General features: G+C 32.1%; 17 protein-coding genes. All 17 read right to left on the bottom strand.

The features are described from left to right. Window positions 1-1,290: 1,290 nt before the first annotated feature. The gene (locus AC3QL1_RS05365) at window positions 1,291-2,823 is read right to left on the bottom strand and encodes an AAA family ATPase (protein WP_492495751.1); all 1,533 of its coding nucleotides are present in this window, start codon (window positions 2,821-2,823) and stop codon (window positions 1,291-1,293) included. Window positions 2,824-2,831: 8 nt separating this feature from the next. Then, window positions 2,832-3,662 (bottom strand): ATP-binding cassette domain-containing protein, encoded by an 831-nt coding sequence (locus AC3QL1_RS05360; RefSeq protein ID WP_492495749.1) that lies wholly within the window; start codon window positions 3,660-3,662, stop codon window positions 2,832-2,834. A 2-nt stretch (window positions 3,663-3,664) separates the two neighbouring features. Next, window positions 3,665-4,435: an ABC transporter permease gene (locus AC3QL1_RS05355; protein WP_492495747.1), complete on the bottom strand. Its 771-nt coding sequence runs from the start codon at window positions 4,433-4,435 to the stop codon at window positions 3,665-3,667. A gap of 44 nt (window positions 4,436-4,479) precedes the next feature. Beyond that, window positions 4,480-6,294: an OmpA family protein gene (locus tag AC3QL1_RS05350; protein WP_492495745.1), complete on the bottom strand. Its 1,815-nt coding sequence runs from the start codon at window positions 6,292-6,294 to the stop codon at window positions 4,480-4,482. A gap of 27 nt (window positions 6,295-6,321) precedes the next feature. Next, entirely contained in the window at window positions 6,322-7,443 is a 1,122-nt protein-coding gene (locus AC3QL1_RS05345) for a hypothetical protein (protein WP_492495743.1), read from the bottom strand. A gap of 2 nt (window positions 7,444-7,445) precedes the next feature. Beyond that, window positions 7,446-8,120, bottom strand: coding sequence for a hypothetical protein (locus AC3QL1_RS05340; RefSeq protein ID WP_492495741.1), 675 nt, complete (start codon window positions 8,118-8,120; stop codon window positions 7,446-7,448). A 373-nt stretch (window positions 8,121-8,493) separates the two neighbouring features. Continuing rightward, a complete protein-coding gene (gene atpG, locus AC3QL1_RS05335; protein ID WP_492495740.1) occupies window positions 8,494-9,354 on the bottom strand; it encodes an ATP synthase F1 subunit gamma in 861 nt (286 codons plus the stop codon). An 86-nt stretch (window positions 9,355-9,440) separates the two neighbouring features. Further along, the gene (gene atpA, locus AC3QL1_RS05330; RefSeq protein WP_042564870.1) at window positions 9,441-11,018 is read right to left on the bottom strand and encodes a F0F1 ATP synthase subunit alpha; all 1,578 of its coding nucleotides are present in this window, start codon (window positions 11,016-11,018) and stop codon (window positions 9,441-9,443) included. 38 nt (window positions 11,019-11,056) lie between these two features. Then, window positions 11,057-11,590 carry an ATP synthase F1 subunit delta gene (gene atpH / locus AC3QL1_RS05325; protein ID WP_492495738.1) on the bottom strand — a complete coding sequence of 178 codons (534 nt, stop codon included), beginning with the start codon at window positions 11,588-11,590 and terminating at the stop codon, window positions 11,057-11,059. A gap of 4 nt (window positions 11,591-11,594) precedes the next feature. After that, the gene (locus AC3QL1_RS05320; protein ID WP_492495737.1) at window positions 11,595-12,095 is read right to left on the bottom strand and encodes a F0F1 ATP synthase subunit B; all 501 of its coding nucleotides are present in this window, start codon (window positions 12,093-12,095) and stop codon (window positions 11,595-11,597) included. An 88-nt stretch (window positions 12,096-12,183) separates the two neighbouring features. After that, window positions 12,184-12,381, bottom strand: a complete 198-nt coding sequence (gene atpE, locus AC3QL1_RS05315) for an ATP synthase F0 subunit C (protein WP_008465835.1) — start codon at window positions 12,379-12,381, stop codon at window positions 12,184-12,186. Between the two features lie 36 nt (window positions 12,382-12,417). Continuing rightward, entirely contained in the window at window positions 12,418-13,599 is a 1,182-nt protein-coding gene (atpB, locus tag AC3QL1_RS05310) for a F0F1 ATP synthase subunit A (protein WP_492495735.1), read from the bottom strand. Window positions 13,600-13,716: 117 nt separating this feature from the next. Beyond that, entirely contained in the window at window positions 13,717-14,109 is a 393-nt protein-coding gene (locus AC3QL1_RS05305; protein ID WP_492495733.1) for a hypothetical protein, read from the bottom strand. Between the two features lie 57 nt (window positions 14,110-14,166). Continuing rightward, on the bottom strand, window positions 14,167-14,394 hold the full coding sequence (locus tag AC3QL1_RS05300) for an AtpZ/AtpI family protein (RefSeq protein ID WP_492495731.1): 228 nt from the start codon (window positions 14,392-14,394) through the stop codon (window positions 14,167-14,169). Beyond that, window positions 14,360-14,770 (bottom strand): bactofilin family protein, encoded by a 411-nt coding sequence (locus AC3QL1_RS05295; protein ID WP_492495729.1) that lies wholly within the window; start codon window positions 14,768-14,770, stop codon window positions 14,360-14,362. The genes AC3QL1_RS05300 and AC3QL1_RS05295 overlap by 35 nt, the downstream gene beginning before the upstream one ends. A 4-nt stretch (window positions 14,771-14,774) precedes the next feature. Continuing rightward, window positions 14,775-17,393 (bottom strand): type IX secretion system periplasmic lipoprotein PorW/SprE, encoded by a 2,619-nt coding sequence (porW, locus tag AC3QL1_RS05290; protein WP_492495728.1) that lies wholly within the window; start codon window positions 17,391-17,393, stop codon window positions 14,775-14,777. A gap of 88 nt (window positions 17,394-17,481) precedes the next feature. After that, entirely contained in the window at window positions 17,482-18,177 is a 696-nt protein-coding gene (locus tag AC3QL1_RS05285) for an ABC transporter ATP-binding protein (protein WP_492495726.1), read from the bottom strand. Window positions 18,178-18,180 lie beyond the last annotated feature (3 nt).

Raw genomic sequence — 18,180 nt, 5'->3', positions numbered from 1 at the left:
TCTTAAAGTAATCTTACATTCTTAATAATCCCTTTTAATATAATACGCTTTTAAAGTTTATAAAAGAAGAAAATTATCCGTTTTTAATTATCTATAACCATTTGATTTTAAGATAGTTTACACTTTAAATCTTAAAAAAAAATTAAAACATGTGAAATATATAAATTCTTGCCAAAAATTATGTAACATTTTTTTAACAGTCTCTTCTTAAATTTGCTTCACAGGGATTGAGAAAGCTAAATACAACCCGTATAAAAAAGGAAGCACTGGGACTGATAAAGCTTGTTTGTTCCCATAAAAGACAAAGCACAAGGGATTAATTCTGCTGAAATGTAACCCTAAAAAAACAGAGCATTGGGACTAATAAAGCTAGTTTGTTCCCACGAAAGACAAAGCACAAGGGATTGATTCTGCTGAAATGTAACCCTCAAAAAAACAGAGCATTGGGACTGATAAAGCTAGTTTGTTCCCACGAAAGACAAAGCACCGCAGAGACATACATCTGCCTTTTGATTTATAAAATGGAACTGATTCTCGGTTTATGATCAAATTGGGAATCACCATTTTATAATCCATTTTAAAATAAAACTAAAAATACAATTATACAAAAAGAGCCAGCAATTATATTGTTGGCTCTTTTTTATGCTTAGATCTGAAAAATTTAGTCTGAAAAACAACAAATGAAAAATGTATAAGAATATTTAAAAATCATATAATATTTTCAAGCCATTGCCATAGTAAATTTGCTTTGTAGGGATTTGATAACAGCTGATTTGTAACCCTTAAAAAAACAGAGCCCTGGGACTAATAAAGCTAGTTTGTTCCCAAAAAAGACAAAGCAAATAGGGATTGATTCTGCTGTATTGTAACCCTTAAAAAAACAGAGCCCTGGGACTAATAAAGCTAGTTTGTTCCCAAAAAAGACAAAGCAAATAGGGATTGATTCTGCTGTATTGTAACCCTTAAAAAAACAGAGCCCTGGGACTAATAAAGCTAGTTTGTTCCCATAAAAGACAAAGCAAATAGGGATTGATTCTGCTGTATTGTAACCCTCAAAAAAACAGAGCATTGGGACTAATAAAGCTAGTTTGTTCCCATAAAAGACAAAGCATTCGGAGACGTAAATCTGCCTTAAAATTTTATAAAATGGTATTGATTCTCATTTTTGATTAATTTGAGAATCACCATTTTATAAGTTAAAATTCGAAAATAACTAAACTACTATATATAAAAAGAGCCGACAATTATTTGTCGGCTCTTTTGCTTTATAACCTGAGAAATATTTTAAAACTATTCAGACTCTTTAGCTGTCATATTTAAATTAATACTTTTCTCTGTTTCTTTTGGTTCCGGAATATCTTCTTCGGTAAGTGTTTTTAAAGATTTATTAGATATCTTTTTTAATTTGACAATTCTGTTTGCCTGATTCTGAACACACTTTTCAAATAAATTTCTAACGACTCTCGCATTTCCAAAACTTTCATTTTTACTTTCATAAAGCAATTCAAAAGTATCTGTTAGTTTTTCTTTCGCATCTTTTGAAACAATAAAATCAGACTTGGTGCAAAACGATTCAAAAATTTGAAATAATTCTGCGGGAGTAAAATGCTCGAAATGGAAATATCTATTGAAACGGGAACGCAATCCCGGATTTGATTCTATAAAAATCTTCATAGGTTCTGTATAGCCCGCGACCACAACGGCTATATCTTCACGATGATCTTCCATTCTTTTTAATAATGTATTTACAGCTTCGTTTCCGTAGTCATTACCAAATGGGTTTTGGGTTAAGGCATAAGCTTCATCAACAAATAAAACACCGCCAAGACTTGCTTGTACGGCTGCGTCAACTTTTGTCGCTGTTTGTCCTACATATCCTGCGACTAAACCTTCTCTATCTGTTTCATACATTTGACCTTTAGACAAAAAGCCCAAATGTTTAAAAATTCTGCTTAAAAGTCTTGCTACAGATGTTTTTCCGGTTCCCGGAGGGCCAAGAAAAACGGTGTGCAATGTTATTTCAACATTTTTTAATCCTTGTTGAGAACGTTTTTTTTGTATTTCAAGTAAATTGATAAGTTCTGAAACGTCTTTTTTTACTTCGGCTAAACCAACTAATTCATTTAATTCCTTCATCACTTTTTCAAGTGTATCTTCTTCCGGAAGTTCTGTTTCTTTTTTATCATTTTTCGGCTTATTTAAGTTTAAGCCTAAATAATCACGGAAAGCTGCATTGTTTTCAATTTTTTTGTCAAATGCAAAATGAATGAAATTTTGGTATTCTACTAAAACTTCATCAAGTTTGTTATGGTTTTTATCTAACAAAAATTGTGGCAGCAAATATTGATTTTGTTCTGCATTTGCTGCTATTATTTTATTTTCTTTTTTAATTCTTAAAAAAAGATTTTTAAAATCCTGGGTAAAAACCAACTGATTTAATTCACTTGCAGAATTTTCATCAGCAAAATGTTTGTTGCGCAAAGCATCGTAATAATAAGCCAAAACAAATTGTTGTTTTTCATTTTTCGTCTCAGGTTCTCTTTCATAAATTGTAATAATATCCGAAAGGAAAAAATGCTCTGCTTTAAATAATAATCCTTTTGAAAAAACAGGATTTACTGTTTCATTTAATTTCTGAATAAAATCTATATCCTGATTTAACGCATTACAAATTTCAAGAATATTTCTTGTTTCTTTTTGCAGTTCCATAATAAATGAAGCCGTAAAAACGGCTTCATTACTAGATACGTTTGTTTCTAAATATTTTTTTAGAGACAAAAATGATTCTTCAATAATCGATATTGGATTGTTCTTCTTTGACATATTTTGATTTAAGAAATCATCATTTGATGAATAATTTCTTTTGATAATTTTGAATGATCTTCACAATAATCTTTCCACGAAAGTCCCATGTCTCTTAAATCATATTTTGCGACAATGGTTCCGTAATTTTCTTTTTTTCCATTAATGGTTGGATGCCCGATAACATAAATGATCTGTGCTAACTCAATCGCCAGTTCAATATCATGAGTTGAAAAAATTACGGTATTAAACTCCGATGCTTTTCCTAATAACTCAAATGATTTTTTTACTTCTTGAATATTTCCAACATCTAATCCTGAAAAAGGTTCATCTAAAACAATAAACTGGTCTGATGAAAACAATTGTTCGATAATAGCAGTTCTTTGTCTTTGTCCTCCGGAAAGTTCATTAGGATATTTGTCTTTACAAATTTCTAACCCCCATTCTTTTAGATAGTGCTTTATTTTTTCCTCTTTTTCAGTATTCGAAAGTTTTGTTTTTCTTAAAGAAAATTTCAAAGCCTCATTAACTGTTTTATGTCTGAACAAAGTATATTTTTGATCTACAAAACCAATGTCGCCTTCACATACAGCCTTAGCCGTATCAGGTTCTTTGTTTTCAAAATCTCTAATTAATATTTTTCCGGAATTCGTTGGAATTAGTCCGGTTAATGCTTTAAAGAAAGTTGATTTTCCGCGACCTGATCTTCCAACAAAAGCTATAACTTGTCCTGTACAATCAACCCCTTCTCTAATTACGTCTTTTTCTACAAGATTTATATCTTTTATAATAATGGTATCATCGTAACCAACGCTAAGATTTTCTACATATAAAAGCGTCTCTTTATATTCGTGTGTCATGATTATATTTTTGAATATCTAAATAGTGCTTTTCTTAAATAATTTATTCCTGCATCTAAACCAAGACCTATTAATAAAATGATGATTTGAAGTGCAATAATTCGACCTGTATTCATGAACTTATCAGAGTTTTTTATTAAAAATCCTAATCCACCAGAAGCTACCACAATAGATTCTACTGTTACAAGCATCATCCATGTAATGGCAAGATTTTGTCTGATTACATCAATTACATAATCTATTCTTCCTAAAATAATAACCTGTACGAGAACTTCCCAACGGTTACATTTTAACATTTTTGCGTGATCAAATTCTTCTTGCGGAATATCTTTGATAACTGCAATTAAGGATGTAGTTAAAAAAGTAGTCAGGAAAATTACCAAAATCCAAACCTGCATTGTTCTGGCTTCATGAATTACCATTGTTATATAAAATGAAAGTCCGGTAAAAGGTAAGAATCTAAATTTGGTAACAAATTCAGAAACTGATTTTAATAACGGAATTGGCCATGCATAAGCAAATAGCAAGGAAATAATTGTGGCTAGAAAAATCGAGATAAAACACAATTTAAGCGAATTCAAAATGTGTACCACCAAACCTTCTCTATACAAATCTGAAAAACCAGTCAGAACCTGAGACGGAGATGGAAAAAGATGTTTTTCACCAGCGGTTGCTGCAAACCAAATAATAATCAAAAGAACTAACCAACCTAGTAAAATAAAGGTCTTATTCGTTTTTGATATTTTTTCAAAGGGAGTTAAAATTTTTATCATGCTGATTGTAAAAAAGGCTATCCCGTAAGATAGCCTAATTATTATTATTTTAATAAAGTAATAACCACACGTCTGTTTAGCGCTTTTCCTGAAACAGAATTATTATCTGCAATTGGATCACTTTGACCTTTTCCGTCAACTAATTGGAAACGATTTGCAGGAATACCTTTTTGTTTTAGGTAATCTACAACTGCTTGTGCTCTGCTTTTTGATAAAGCTAAATTAGAATCAGCATTTCCAACATTGTCAGTGTGACCAACAACAGTTAATTTTGTGTTTTCAGCTTGTACTAAAAGATTGTAAATTTTCTCTACTTCTTTACTAGAAGAGTTTGAGATATCAGCACTTCCTGTATTAAAATTAATTTTCCATTCTCCAGAAGCTACAACTTCTTTTGCTTCGCTGCTATAATCTGCTTTATCTGCAGAAGTAGATTCGATGTCGTTAATATTTTTCAGGAAGAATAAGTTTACTGCTTGGTCATAAGGCACAACAGCTCCTACGTTTTCATTAAATCCAAACGGATTCAATTCTGTCAAATATCCTGCAACCTGATTATAAACTGATTTGTATCTGTTCACACCATCAGACAAACCATAATATTGCATTGCATCAGCATAGTTAAATACTTTTGAACCACCCATGTTATAAGTCAAACCACCTTTTGTTCCTTGTTGTCCTTTGAACATTTTATACCAATATTCCGGAGTTTCAAGTTTATAAGTTGCAGCAACTGCTTCTGAAGCTCTTACTTTCCAGTCTTCGTAGTTTTTCATTTGGTTTGACGCCGTCAATGCCGATTTCAAAATATTAGAAACAATATCCGGATTTTTTACTGCCCATTCTTTTACACCAATAATAGTAGTTGGCATTTGATTATTGAATTCTTTTGTAGAAACAATATCAACAAAACCAGTCAATTTATCAAAAACTGTTTTATCTCCAGGCGTCCAGGTTGCACAACCATCGATTTTTCTGTTAACTGATTTTCCGGTTAATTTTCCGTTTACTACTTCTTTCAAAGTAACAGTCCATCCTGTAGTTTGAGATTTAATCAATTCCTCTGCCGATTTGATATAATCATCATTTTCTGATGGATAAATATTTACTGCATCTGCATCATAAGTTGTAGGATCAGGGTTTACTTTTAGCCCGTTTGCAAAACAATAGTTTACAGTAGTAACCCAGTCACCATCTCCAAGAACGGCAGAGATAACAGCACCTTTCATAGATTTTGGATCTGATTTCCAGCTTGGTGGTCCAATTAATTTATCTTCACCATAACTCATACCTACAGCTCCCATTACCTGCACGTGGTATTTATCTTTTCCGTATTTTTCGTCAAGTGATTTCTGAACAGAACTAATGTAAAATGGCGCACCGTCACCCATAATAATAACAGCAAAAACACTTTTTTCTGAAGATGGAAAAGCTTCTCCTTTATCAAATTCTTCGATAAATTTCATTTGCATATTACGCAATTCTGAAAGCCAGTCCTGACGGATAATTTCAAGATTAACTCCATTTTTTTCCATCAATGATCCTTTTGTTGTTTTTGGACCACCATTAGAAACAATAATTCCAGACTGAGCGTTCCATGCATAAGCACCAATTCTTACTAAAGGTTTATCTGCAACTTCTGAAGATAGTTCAGTTGATGGAAGTGGAATTTTTGCGGCATTGGTAACATTATTAACATCCGTTTGGTTCAGCTCTATTCCGTTTAATTGTTTTGAAACAGCCGTTTTAATTCCCGGAGACAAGTAATAAACTCCTCCTAAAATTACAGCAATACCAGCAATAACGATTAATAATTCAGAAAACGTAGTTAACTTTTCTGTTCTTAAAATTTTTCCCATTTTTATTTAAAAATTAAATTTATTGTTTTAAAAAATATCTCCAAATCCACCACCAGATAATTTATCTTCTTTGGTCATTTTATAATTTGGACTTGTATATTTTGTTGAATCCGGAATTGTATTGTCTCCTGTTTTTATTTCATCTGCTAATGAATCTAATCTTGAATAAAGCTCATCATTATCTACAGAATATTTAGATGTTAAAGCATCAATGTCAATTAAGTTTTCTGAAGTTCTTGCGATATCCTGAGCAATAGTAGAGGTTACTACTTCTAAAGCATATTCTAATTCCCAGTCTTTTGTAAAGAGCATTGCACTTTTGGCACTTTCTGTTGCTTCTTTAGCATTTTTGGCAAATTCATATTCTTTTTGAAGCATCTTAACCGTAACATCAAAATCAGCAATTTTAATATCAATAGCTGTTCCTGCCAAAGTAAGTTTACGATCCATTTTTCCTAAAACATTGGCACGAACACCATATTTTTGAATGAAGCTTTTACTTTGTTCATATTGTGTAGAAACTCTTTGAGAGTCACTTAATTTTCTTGCCAATTCACTTTGCAGCGCTACATACTCATCTGTATCTTTTGCTGCAACTCCGTTTTGTTTTACCATTTCGTCCATAGCCGATTTTAATTTTTCGGATTGGCGCTGTAAACTCAAAACATCTTCCTGAAAGGCTTTTGCTTCTTTTTCAGATTTATTGGCTTCAATTTCCATTTCATTTTTAAGACCTTTCAGCTTTGCTTTAGTATTCTTAAAAACTTCACGGTTTTTGATCATTTTTTGTTTTTGCTCTTCTAATTCATTAAAAGGATTGCTTTGAATCAATGCTTTATGAATGTTTTTTGTTGCAAAACGAAGCGCCTTCATTATAACCGGAGCCATCATTACTAAAAAAACCAAAAATACTCCCGTAGCAGAAAGTGCTATTGCCTGACCCAGCATTGTAAATAATGGCGGGATAATGTAAGTCCAGATTAAATAACCTCCAACTCCCAGTAAACCTAATGCCAAAGCCAAAAATAATGACTTTTCTCCTTTTTTAAGCGCACCCGACTTTAAAGCAATTTCTCCTTTAGACTCGTCAAAATGTTTTAAAATTGGCAGTGTTAAAAGAGTGCTTCTTTCTTGTTCAAATTTATCCATTATTACAAATATTGATTGATTCCTGTTATTACAGTATTGATTGATGTTAAGATTTTTTGTTTTGCTAAATTGTTAGCATCCATTTTTAATTGAATTTCTGAAAGCTGTTCCATATTAACCGGATCAATTTTCTGAAGATCAATTTTTTTAGATTCCAGTTCTTTTTGAAGTTCAATAATTTTCGCTTCCAGATCAGAAATGCTTTTAGATAAATTGTATTTTTCTTTTGTTATAGTATTGTCGAGATCAGCTTTTTTAGTCTTACCAATTGTATCATATTTCGTATACACTTTTTCAATTTCTGCAATATAAAAACTGCCTTTTTGTAAAAGAAACTCTTTTGTTAAATCAGATTTTATTGATTTACCCATTGTAAAAGCCATCTGATAACTTTGCGGATTTGTTGGCCCAACTGCTACAACTGACTTATAAAGTTCAAAAAAATCAAAACCATCCTCGTTCAATGACTCAAACCCCTTGTTGTAAACCTCAAATATTTCGTTTAAAAAAGGATTTGTCAGCGAATTTGCCGGAAACGATTCTGTAGCTTGATTCGGAAATTTAGTGTCATGGGTTGGTAAAACCGGTGCCGGTGGTTGATTTTTAATTTCGGCCTCTGAATTATTAGCCTCCTCATTAATGAAAAGACTCTTCCAATTAAAACTTTCTTTTGCCATTGTTTTTAGTTGATCTGTTTTTAATAACTTTTTGGTTGTTAAATGTTATACGCAGAAAGTGTTAAAAAGTTACGAACTTTCAAAGTATAAATATATACTTTTTTACAATTGAATAGATAACCATTTTAATATCAGGTAATTTATTCAAATTTAAATTTTAAAAAAATGACTTTATTTTTTTATCCTAATTTTAAAAAATGAAAATCAAAAGTACTTAATAAAAACCTGACTTTACTATAATCCGTCTTTATTATAAGTTTTTTCTTTCTTAGATTTTAGGTGAACATCATTGATAATTTCTACTCAGACAATTAAGAGCAAAAAAAAGAGCCGACAATTACTTGTCGGCTCTTTTTTTATATTCTTAAATAAATTATCCGTTCAATGCTTCTGCACCACCAACGATCTCAAGGATTTCATTAGTAATAGCTGCCTGACGTGCTTTATTATAAGTTAATTTCAATTGGTTTCTCAATTCAGTTGCGTTGTCAGTTGCTTTGTGCATTGCTGTCATACGCGCTCCGTGCTCTGAAGCGAATGAATCACGAATACCTTTGTATAATTGAGTTTTCAATGATTTTGGAATCAAAGTCAAAACAATTTCTTCTTTTGAAGGTTCAAAAATATAATCTCCAGTTGTAACTGGTACATCAGATTTAATTGGAGCTAAAGGCAAAAACTGTTCAGTCTGAACAATTTGTGTCGCAGCATTTTTAAACTGATTGTAGATTAATTCAATTCTGTCGTATTCTCCTGATAAGAATTTTTCAGTAAGATTATCAGCAATTCCGGCAACATTTTCAAAAGTTAAATGATCGAAAATTGCATTATGATGACCGTGAACTTTATGAGTTTTACTTAAAACGTCATTTCCTTTTTTACCAATAGCAAAAACGTCAACTTGTTTACCTGCGTAAAATTCAGTACGGTTTTTAATCTCTTTAATTACGTTTGAATTAAATGCTCCACATAAACCTCTGTTTGAAGTTATCGCGACAAGCAATACTTTTTTTACCTCACGTTGAGTTGTATAATCTCCTCCAACTTCACCATCAAGTGTAGCAGAAAGGTTTTGCAACAACTCCGTTAATTTCTCGGCATAAGGGCGCATTGCAGTGATTGCATCTTGTGCTTTCTTAAGCTTTGCAGCAGAAACCATTTTCATTGCCGATGTAATTTGCATCGTCGATGAAACGGAAGTAATTCTATTACGGATTTCCTTTAAATTTGCCATTTGCGAATTAGAAAATGTGACAATTTGAAAATTAGATAATTAGAAAACCTGAGGAATTCTAATTATCTAATTGACTAATTATCTAATTAGTTATATTTTGCTGAAATTTCTTTTGCTGCTTTTTCGATAACATCAGTAATGTTGTCATCTAATTTTCCAGCTTTCAAAGCGTTAAGCGTATCTTTATGTTTGCTGTTTAAGTAAGCAATAAAATCAGCTTCAAATTCTTTTACTTTATTTACAGGAACGTTTCTTAATAAGTTTTTAGAACCAGCGTAAATAATTGCAACTTGATTTTCAACAGGATAAGGATCATTCAAACCTTGTTTCAAGATCTCAACGTTTCTTTTTCCTTTTTCAATTACGTTTAATGTAACAGAATCCAAGTCAGAACCAAATTTAGCGAAAGCTTCTAATTCACGGAATTGAGCCTGATCTAATTTTAAAGTTCCTGAAACTTTTTTCATTGATTTAATCTGAGCATTACCTCCAACACGAGATACAGAGATACCTACGTTGATTGCAGGACGAACTCCAGAGTTAAACAAATCTCCATCAAGGAAAATCTGACCATCTGTAATCGAAATTACGTTTGTTGGGATATATGCAGAAACGTCACCAGCCTGAGTTTCGATAATTGGCAATGCAGTTAAAGAACCACCACCTTTTACGATAGACTTGATAGAATCTGGTAAATCGTTCATGTTTTTAGCAATTCCGTCATCAGCAATTACTTTACAAGCACGCTCTAATAAACGAGAGTGTAAGTAGAAAACGTCTCCAGGATATGCCTCACGTCCCGGTGGTCTTCTTAATAAAAGAGAAACCTCACGGTAAGCAACAGCTTGTTTAGATAAATCATCATACACAATAAGTGCAGGACGACCTGAATCTCTAAAGTATTCTCCAATTGCAGCACCTGCGAAAGGAGCATAAACTTGCATTGGAGCCGGATCAGAAGCATTAGCTGCAACAATAACTGTATAAGCCATTGCACCTTTTTCTTCTAACATTTTAGCGATTCCTGCTACAGTTGAAGCTTTTTGCCCAATTGCAACATATATACAGAATACAGGTTTTCCTGCATCGTAAAATTCTTTTTGATTTAAGATTGTATCGATACAAACAGTTGATTTACCTGTTTGACGGTCACCAATAACAAGCTCACGTTGTCCACGACCAACCGGGATCATAGCATCTACTGCTTTTACTCCTGTTTGTAATGGCTCAGTTACTGGCTGACGGAAGATAACTCCAGGTGCTTTTCTTTCTAAAGGCATTTCGTATAAGTCTCCTCCAATTGGTCCTTTTCCATCAATTGGAAAACCAAGAGTGTTCACTACACGTCCTACCATTTGCTCACCTACTTTAAGAGATGCAATACGCTGTGTTCTTTTTGCTGTTGAACCTTCTTTGATTCCTGTTGATGGTCCTAAAAGTACCACACCAACATTGTCTTCTTCAAGGTTCAATACAATAGCTTCAAGTCCGTTATCAAATTCAACTAACTCACCATATTGTACATTAGATAACCCGTAAATACGAGCAATACCATCTCCAACTTGAAGTACTGTTCCTACTTCTTCTAGCGTAGCACCAGATTCAAAACCTTCTACTTGCTTTCTTAATATTGCTGAAATTTCAGCAGGTTTGATTTCCGCCATCTTAATTTATAATTTAGACACTTTTATGTGTAATAAAACTAATTACTTAACTCTCTTTTTAATACCTGCAGTCTGTTTGCAACAGAAGCATTGTATTGATTATCACCTATTCTTAAAATAAATCCTCCAATAATTGATGGATCTACGATATTTTCAATTGTTATTTTTTTATCTGATAATGTTGCAACTTTAGCTAAAACTTTAGCCTCTAATGCTTCATCCATTGGAATTGCTGTTGTAACTGTTGCTACTTCAACTCCATTATTTACATCAAATAATTTTTTATATTCTAAAGCAATTGCTTCTAAAATTTCGAATCTTTTGTTTTCAAATAATAAATGAAACAAACCTTTAGTTACTCCATTTACATCTGCAAAAACTTCTAAAAGAGCACTTTGTTTCACTTCAACTTTTGTAGTTGGGTTTTGAATAAAGGTACTCAATTCTTCATTTGATTCAATTGCATCTGCAATTGATTTCATGTCGTTATTGACAGCTTCGGCAACACCTTTAGAGTTTGCTAAGTCTAGAATTGCTTTTGCATAACGAATTGCTGCTCTTGTACTTGCCATAATCTTAGTTTAACTTTACGTCACCTAACATTTTCTCTACTAATTTAGTTTGAGATTCTTTGTTAGATAATTCATCTTTCAACAATTTTTCAGCGATGCTTAATGATAAAGTTGAAACTTGTAATTTCAATTCTGCCATAGCAGCATTTTTTTCATTTTCGATAGCAGCTTTTGCCTGCTCGATCATTTTTTGACCAGCTTCTTGTGCTTCGTTTTTAGAATCAGCTATCATTTTCTCTTTCATCTCACGAGCTTCTTTTAGCATCGCGTCACGTTCAGCACGAGCTTCATTCAAAATTCTTTGATTATCAGCTTGCAAGTTTTCCATTTCTCTCTTTGCATTTTCTGCAGAAAGTAATGCATCTTTAATTCCTTCTTCTCTATCTGTGATAGATTGCATGATAGGTTTCCAGGCAAATTTTACTAAAAGCAAAATTAAAACCAACAAGATTAAAGCTTGCCAAAAGAATAAACCGAATGAAAAATCGTTAATTAACTTATCCATTTTATAACTATATTAAATATTTAATTTCTTTTTTAAAGGTAACAACACCTTTAACCAACCGTTAAAGATGTTGTTATTTTCTTCTTTATTATTTTCCTAAGATTAAAGCAGCAAATGCTAAACCTTCTAATAAAGCCGCGATAATAATCATCGCAGTTTGAATTTTACCAGCAGCTTCTGGCTGACGAGCAATCGCGTCCATAGCAGATCCACCGATTTTACCTAAACCTAAACCTGCACCGATTACTACTAAACCTGCACCTACTAAAGTTGGAATTGTTCCCATAAGTATTTATATATATAAAATTAAACTTCTAAAAAATTAAATGATTGCTGTTTCATCTTCGTGTGGGTGAGCGTGATTATGATCATGATCCTGAACAGCCATACCAATAAATAAAGATGATAACATTGTGAAAATGAATGCCTGTAAAAATGCAACTAAAACTTCGATAACAGAAATAAATAATGTTAATCCTAAAGAGATTGGCAAATCTGCAGCTAAATTTTTTCCAACAAAAATCATGGCAATTAAACTCATAATTACTACGTGACCTGCAGTAATGTTTGCATACAAACGAATTAATAATGCAAATGGTTTTGTTAGTGTTCCTAACACCTCGATTGGTGCAAGGATAATTTTCATTGGTACAGGAACTCCCGGCATCCAGAAGATGTGTCCCCAATAATCTTTGTTTGCACTAAATTGTGTAATGATGAAAGTAAACATTGCCAAACAAACTGTGATTGCAATATTTCCTGTAACGTTAATTCCTAGTGGAGTCATACCTAATAAGTTTAACACCCACACAAAGAAAAATACGGTTAATAAGTAACCCATGTATTTTCTGTATTTTTTCTCACCAATATTTGGAACAGCGATTTCATCTCTGATAAAAATAATTAGTGGTTCTAAAACTCTTCCAAATCCTGTTGGGATTGGTCCTTTTTTATATGATTTTGCTAAACCGGTAAACATGAAGAATAATAATACCGCAACGAAAAGCATCGATACAACATTTTTTGTAATTGAAAAATCTAATGGTTTTTCATTTTCTGGATGTCCGTGTTCGTTAAAAGTAATTGTTCCGGCAGCATCTGTTTTGTATATTTTACCGTGAACTAATTTGTAGAAGTTTCCATCAACTTCTGCAACTTCTTCACCATGGTGTAATTTTGAAGACGAGAAGATTTTCAAACCTCCGTCAATAAGAATAACAGGTAATGGAAAACCATAATGTTTGTTTTCCTTTTCATCTGAAAAGAAAACAAAATCGTGAGAATCTTGTAAGTGGTGATCAATAAATGCATCCACTTTTGCTTTTGGATCCTGTGCTGCATGTTCTGCTTCTGCATGATTTTCATGCGAAACTACTTTCTCTTCATGAGCTACCTCAGTTTGTACATGCGTTGAGTCATTCTCTGAGTTTGCAAAACCCAATGTTGGAAGACCAGCTACTAAAGCTGCAAGAATAAATTTAAGAGGTCTGTTTGAAATCACCATATCTGTTAAAAATCTTATTTTTACGTTTCTGAAATTTGGTGCAAAGGTACATTTTTTATTAATATTCAAAAGGATATGAAAAATTATTTTTAAACCTTGTTTTACAGAATCGTTATTTTAACGCTTTTCATTTAATAATCGGACAGTTAAAAGCGTCTCAAATAACAAAAATAAAATAAATGTTATAAAAAAATTGATTTTTTCGATCATGACCTCTTCCGGCTTACCTTCCAAAATTGGTCTCAAAATTAAATATCCTAGTAACATTTGTGTAAAGGTCCCGAATAGGAAAACCATTCCAACAATTTCAAAATTCTTCTTTTTTACTACTAATAATATAAGGTATAACGATGCGGAAATTCCGAAAAAAATTAAATACAAAAATTCAATACTATAATAAAAGTTTTTGGGGTTAACTTTTAAAAGTAAAAAAGCTGCTTTATGCAAAATGTAGGCTGCCAAAGCTAAAAAGAATAATTGTAAAATCGGTTTATAAATTTTTAAAAACATGTTAAATAAATTTCATGCAAAGATGCACATTTATTTTAAAGCTGTTTTTAAAGATAATTACTTTGTTTTGTTAATGTCGTTTACTTGCCGAATAACATTATATAAGGCAAGTCCAACGCCAAGCATAACAAAAATAGTATTATAATAAACTTTTGGGCTTGGATGATTTTCATCTAACCAAGTCCCAAAATAGGAAAACAAAAAAATAATAATTCCCATTTGAACAGGAATATTTATAAGTGGCAACCATTTATTCCGCCTGTTTTTTTTCGGCTCCTTTTCCATCTTTAGTTGTTACTTCATTATTGTTTTTTAACATCGTACAAGTAGCTGCAAATTCGGCTCCTGGCTCAATTGACAATTTTCCAACTGCTACTTCTCCATAAATATGTGCTGATGCTTTTATATTAAGGATTTCCAAAACTTTTATTTTACCATGAAATTCTCCTTCAATATCAGCATGGTTACAAATGATTTCTCCTTTGATAACTCCGCTGGCTCCAATTACTAATTTTCCCTGTGATGTAAAGTTTCCTATTAACTCTCCATCTAATCGAAAATCAGCTTTCGAAACAATATCTCCTATTATAGAAGTTCCTTCAACAATTCTATTGGTTTTACCTAATTGCTCAGTTCCGTTTTTTTTTACTTTGTCAAACATTTTATTATGGATTTTTGGGGGCTAAATACGCTTCAATGTTTTTCTTGATCTGAATCACTTTATAATTATCACTAGAGATAATAATTGCCTGATGTGCAATTTTATATTTCTTATCATCTCTTAAAATACCAACAACATCATTTGCATAAGCTTCTGATTTTATTCCATGAATAACTACAAAATTGTAGGTTTTATTGTATTTATCCACAGAAGTTGTCAATCTTTCATAATTTTCAACCAATAAAAAGACTCTAATTGCTTCTTCAATTTTTTTACGTGTTTGAGAATCGTCAACAGGCACTAAATATAAAATTTTCCAGTTTTTACTGTCAACTGCTGTAAAATCAAGCTTTTCTAGACTCGGAATTTGTTTCTCGAGAATTTCACGCGCGTTTTTACCTTCTTCAGTATTTGGATAATTATCTGCAACTGCTTCAAGACCCTTTTTATATGCTGCTAAACCATTTGTTTTTCCTAAAGTATTAGCTTTCAGCAATTCATATTTAGAAACAATTTCATCTCCAGAATATTGATTTATTAAATTATCAATATTGTCTAAAACGACATAGTATTGTTCTTCTTCAAATAATTTATACCATTTATTATATTCTTTTTCCGGGGTTATTAAATCCTCTTCGCTCGTTTTATTTAAAATTTGAGCATATCTCGAATTCGGATAAGTTCCTGTAATTTTTGCTTTTATCGCTTCGGCCTTTGCAGGATTTGTAATTTGGTATATTTTATACAAATTATACATAGAAGGCAAAACCAGTTTTTCTTCCGGATTATTTTTTAATAATTGCTCCAGTTTATCACTCGCTAAAGTATATTCTTTAAACTTTTCTTTATAAATAAGTCCTAATTGGTAATAAGCAAAATTGCGTTCTTTGCCAATACTGTCCATTACAATTGGAGATGTCGGAAGCTGCTTTTCATAAAATTCTGTTGTATATTTTTCAATAACAACAACAGTATCTTTTAATGCAGTCGCCGCATCCGGATCATTATTTATAGTGTCGTTTAAGGCTGCATTATTTGCGGCTTTTATTGTTGCAAGTCTCCAATTGGTTCCCAGAGTTCTGTTACCCCACATTTTTTTAAACTGCAATTTTCCGTAAGCAACCGTTGTTGGATTATAAAAGTAAAAAGTACTCGCAACAGAATTTCCATCTGGCGGAATAATCGCTCCAACATTCGGATCAGATGGTTTTCCTAAAGAAGCCGGATTTACTGCTGCAGATACATTATCAGAATTTGAATTACGCTCTATATTTGCCAGTCTTTCTTTTTCTTTTTCTTCTAAAATACGTTTGGCCTCATCTTTCTTTTTCAGCTCAGCAATATAATTTTCAAAATAAATTTTTCGATCAGGTGCCGGCAAATCATGTACTTTTATGATACTGTCGTTGCGTTTGGCAATGGCTTCATATTTAATTACATCGTCCAGATTTTTTCGGTTTTTTTGAATAAAAGCATATTCTCTGGTTTTTGGATCTAATTTTACCAATGTACTGTCATAATATTTTGCAGCCATTGTATAGTCTGTATCTTTAAAATACATATCTCCAATATTTCTATAAGTCGAAGCTATTAAATACTGATCTTTAGATTTTCTTGCCAATGATTTATTATAAAATTCCAAGGCACTTTTTTGCTCTTTTCTTTTATCATAAAAAACACCCATTTCATAAAAAAGAACATCATAATAAGGTCTGTTTTCACGATCTTTAACAAGCTTGTTGTAGGTTTCAATAAATATTGTATCGTTGCCATTTTGATAATCATACATCTGTGCTTTTTTGGCATACGCATGCATCATATATTTTCTGTCGGCCTTACGGTTCATGTCTATCACACCGTCGTAAAAATAAGCGGCACTGTCTTTTTGTCCCACTTCCTGATACATCTGTCCCAGAATAAAACGGTATCGGGCTTTGTCTTCATTTACTCTCGAAAATTCCTCAGCAATTCTAAGTCTCGCAACGGCACTATCTCTTTCTTCTAAATTTAAAAAAGCTTCCGCCAATAAGGCATTAGCATCTGAAAATGTTTGTTTATTTAAATCTGTATTTTTTAATAAAAGCTTAATATTTTTTACTACAATAGCATCATTTCCTAAACGCATATTGGTTTTTTCGCGCCAGATTTTTGCTGTATAAATATTGCTGCTGTTCGGGTATTTGTATAAAATATAATTGAATGCTTCAAGCGCCGGAATAAAGCGCTGATCATAATATCTGGCCTTTCCTAACATTAAATAAGCTTCATCAATTTGGGAGTTTTTTTCTCTTCCTCCAATGTTCATTGAGTGCTTTTGAATGGCTTTTGTCGCCTTAGTTTCTGCCTTTTCGAAATCAGGATTTTTTGCTTTTTCTTCTTCAGAAAAACCTTCATCGACCTGCATTTTTTCAATAGGAAGCAGCTTCCAAAAATTATCCTGATTATCTGCCTGAATTGACTTTAAACCTTTGTCTAAACCAATGCCGCCGTTGTACAAAATATTATATTTTGTACTTAAAGCGTGCGAATTTCGAGACAAAAAAGTGTTGTTTTTGGTAGAGCAAGCTATCAAAACAAACAGAAATGCCAAAGCAAAACTATATTTAAGAGTATTCTTTTTCAATAGAAAAGATTTTAAATCAATTAACTTCTAAAAAGGATTTTTAGTATAAAGCCTTGTAAAATTACGCTTCTTTTTGACATATCGATACTTAAACAGCAAAAAACGACTCAAGTTCTTGTAAGGTTTCTTCAGATGTTTGAATATCTTTTACAATTTCACCTTTATTTAAGGCAACAATACGATCACAAACTTCGACTGTATGCTGCAAATCATGACTGGAAACCAGAACTGTAACATTTGGATTCTGCGCTAATTCTTTTATAATTTTTTTTAATCGGCTTACTGTTGTTGGATCTAAATTTGCAAAAGGCTCATCTAAAATAACAACTTCCGGATTACCGATAAGTGTGGCAATTATCCCCACCTTCTTCTGATTTCCCTTAGATAAATCGCGTAAATATTTTTTATTGTTCAGAATTTCTCCATTAAAAAACTCCTCATATTTTGCTAATAAAGCATCAATATCTGCTTTATTCTGATGACGTAAATCTCCAATAAAATAAAAATATTCTTCGGGAGTTAAATAACCAATCAGGAAACTTTCATCCAAAAAAGAACCCGTAAAAGATTTCCAGTTTTCATTTTCATTTACCTGAATAGTATTGCTTTTAATATTTCCCGTTGATGGCTGAATCAAATCTAAAAGCAAACTAAAAAAAGTTGTTTTTCCGGCTCCGTTATTTCCCACTAATCCAAAACTTTGACCCTTTGGGATTTCAAGATGATTAATGTTTAAAACTGTAGTTCCGTTATATATTTTTGAAAGTTGACTTACTTGTATCATTGT

The organism is Flavobacterium sp. GW823-FHT04A11 (assembly GCF_058796535.1).
The sequence above is the reverse complement of the archived record's forward strand: the minus strand, read 5'-3'. Positions and strand labels throughout refer to the sequence as shown.

Excerpts from the sequence above, each read along its gene's own strand:
- AC3QL1_RS05340 (WP_492495741.1), bottom strand. The coding sequence starts at position 8,120 with ATGGCAAAAGAAAGTTTTAATTGGAAGAGTCTTTTCATTAATGAGGAG.
- atpA (WP_042564870.1), bottom strand. The coding sequence starts at position 11,018 with ATGGCGGAAATCAAACCTGCTGAAATTTCAGCAATATTAAGAAAGCAA.
- AC3QL1_RS05355 (WP_492495747.1), bottom strand. The coding sequence starts at position 4,435 with ATGATAAAAATTTTAACTCCCTTTGAAAAAATATCAAAAACGAATAAG.
- atpG (WP_492495740.1), bottom strand. The coding sequence starts at position 9,354 with ATGGCAAATTTAAAGGAAATCCGTAATAGAATTACTTCCGTTTCATCG.
- AC3QL1_RS05360 (WP_492495749.1), bottom strand. The coding sequence starts at position 3,662 with ATGACACACGAATATAAAGAGACGCTTTTATATGTAGAAAATCTTAGC.
- AC3QL1_RS05305 (WP_492495733.1), bottom strand. The coding sequence starts at position 14,109 with ATGTTTTTAAAAATTTATAAACCGATTTTACAATTATTCTTTTTAGCT.
- AC3QL1_RS05300 (WP_492495731.1), bottom strand. The coding sequence starts at position 14,394 with ATGGAAAAGGAGCCGAAAAAAAACAGGCGGAATAAATGGTTGCCACTT.
- AC3QL1_RS05295 (WP_492495729.1), bottom strand. The coding sequence starts at position 14,770 with ATGTTTGACAAAGTAAAAAAAAACGGAACTGAGCAATTAGGTAAAACC.
- atpH (WP_492495738.1), bottom strand. The coding sequence starts at position 11,590 with ATGGCAAGTACAAGAGCAGCAATTCGTTATGCAAAAGCAATTCTAGAC.
- AC3QL1_RS05365 (WP_492495751.1), bottom strand. The coding sequence starts at position 2,823 with ATGTCAAAGAAGAACAATCCAATATCGATTATTGAAGAATCATTTTTG.
- atpE (WP_008465835.1), bottom strand. The coding sequence starts at position 12,381 with ATGGGAACAATTCCAACTTTAGTAGGTGCAGGTTTAGTAGTAATCGGT.
- AC3QL1_RS05345 (WP_492495743.1), bottom strand. The coding sequence starts at position 7,443 with ATGGATAAATTTGAACAAGAAAGAAGCACTCTTTTAACACTGCCAATT.
- AC3QL1_RS05320 (WP_492495737.1), bottom strand. The coding sequence starts at position 12,095 with ATGGATAAGTTAATTAACGATTTTTCATTCGGTTTATTCTTTTGGCAA.
- AC3QL1_RS05350 (WP_492495745.1), bottom strand. The coding sequence starts at position 6,294 with ATGGGAAAAATTTTAAGAACAGAAAAGTTAACTACGTTTTCTGAATTA.
- atpB (WP_492495735.1), bottom strand. The coding sequence starts at position 13,599 with ATGGTGATTTCAAACAGACCTCTTAAATTTATTCTTGCAGCTTTAGTA.
- AC3QL1_RS05285 (WP_492495726.1), bottom strand. The coding sequence starts at position 18,177 with ATGATACAAGTAAGTCAACTTTCAAAAATATATAACGGAACTACAGTT.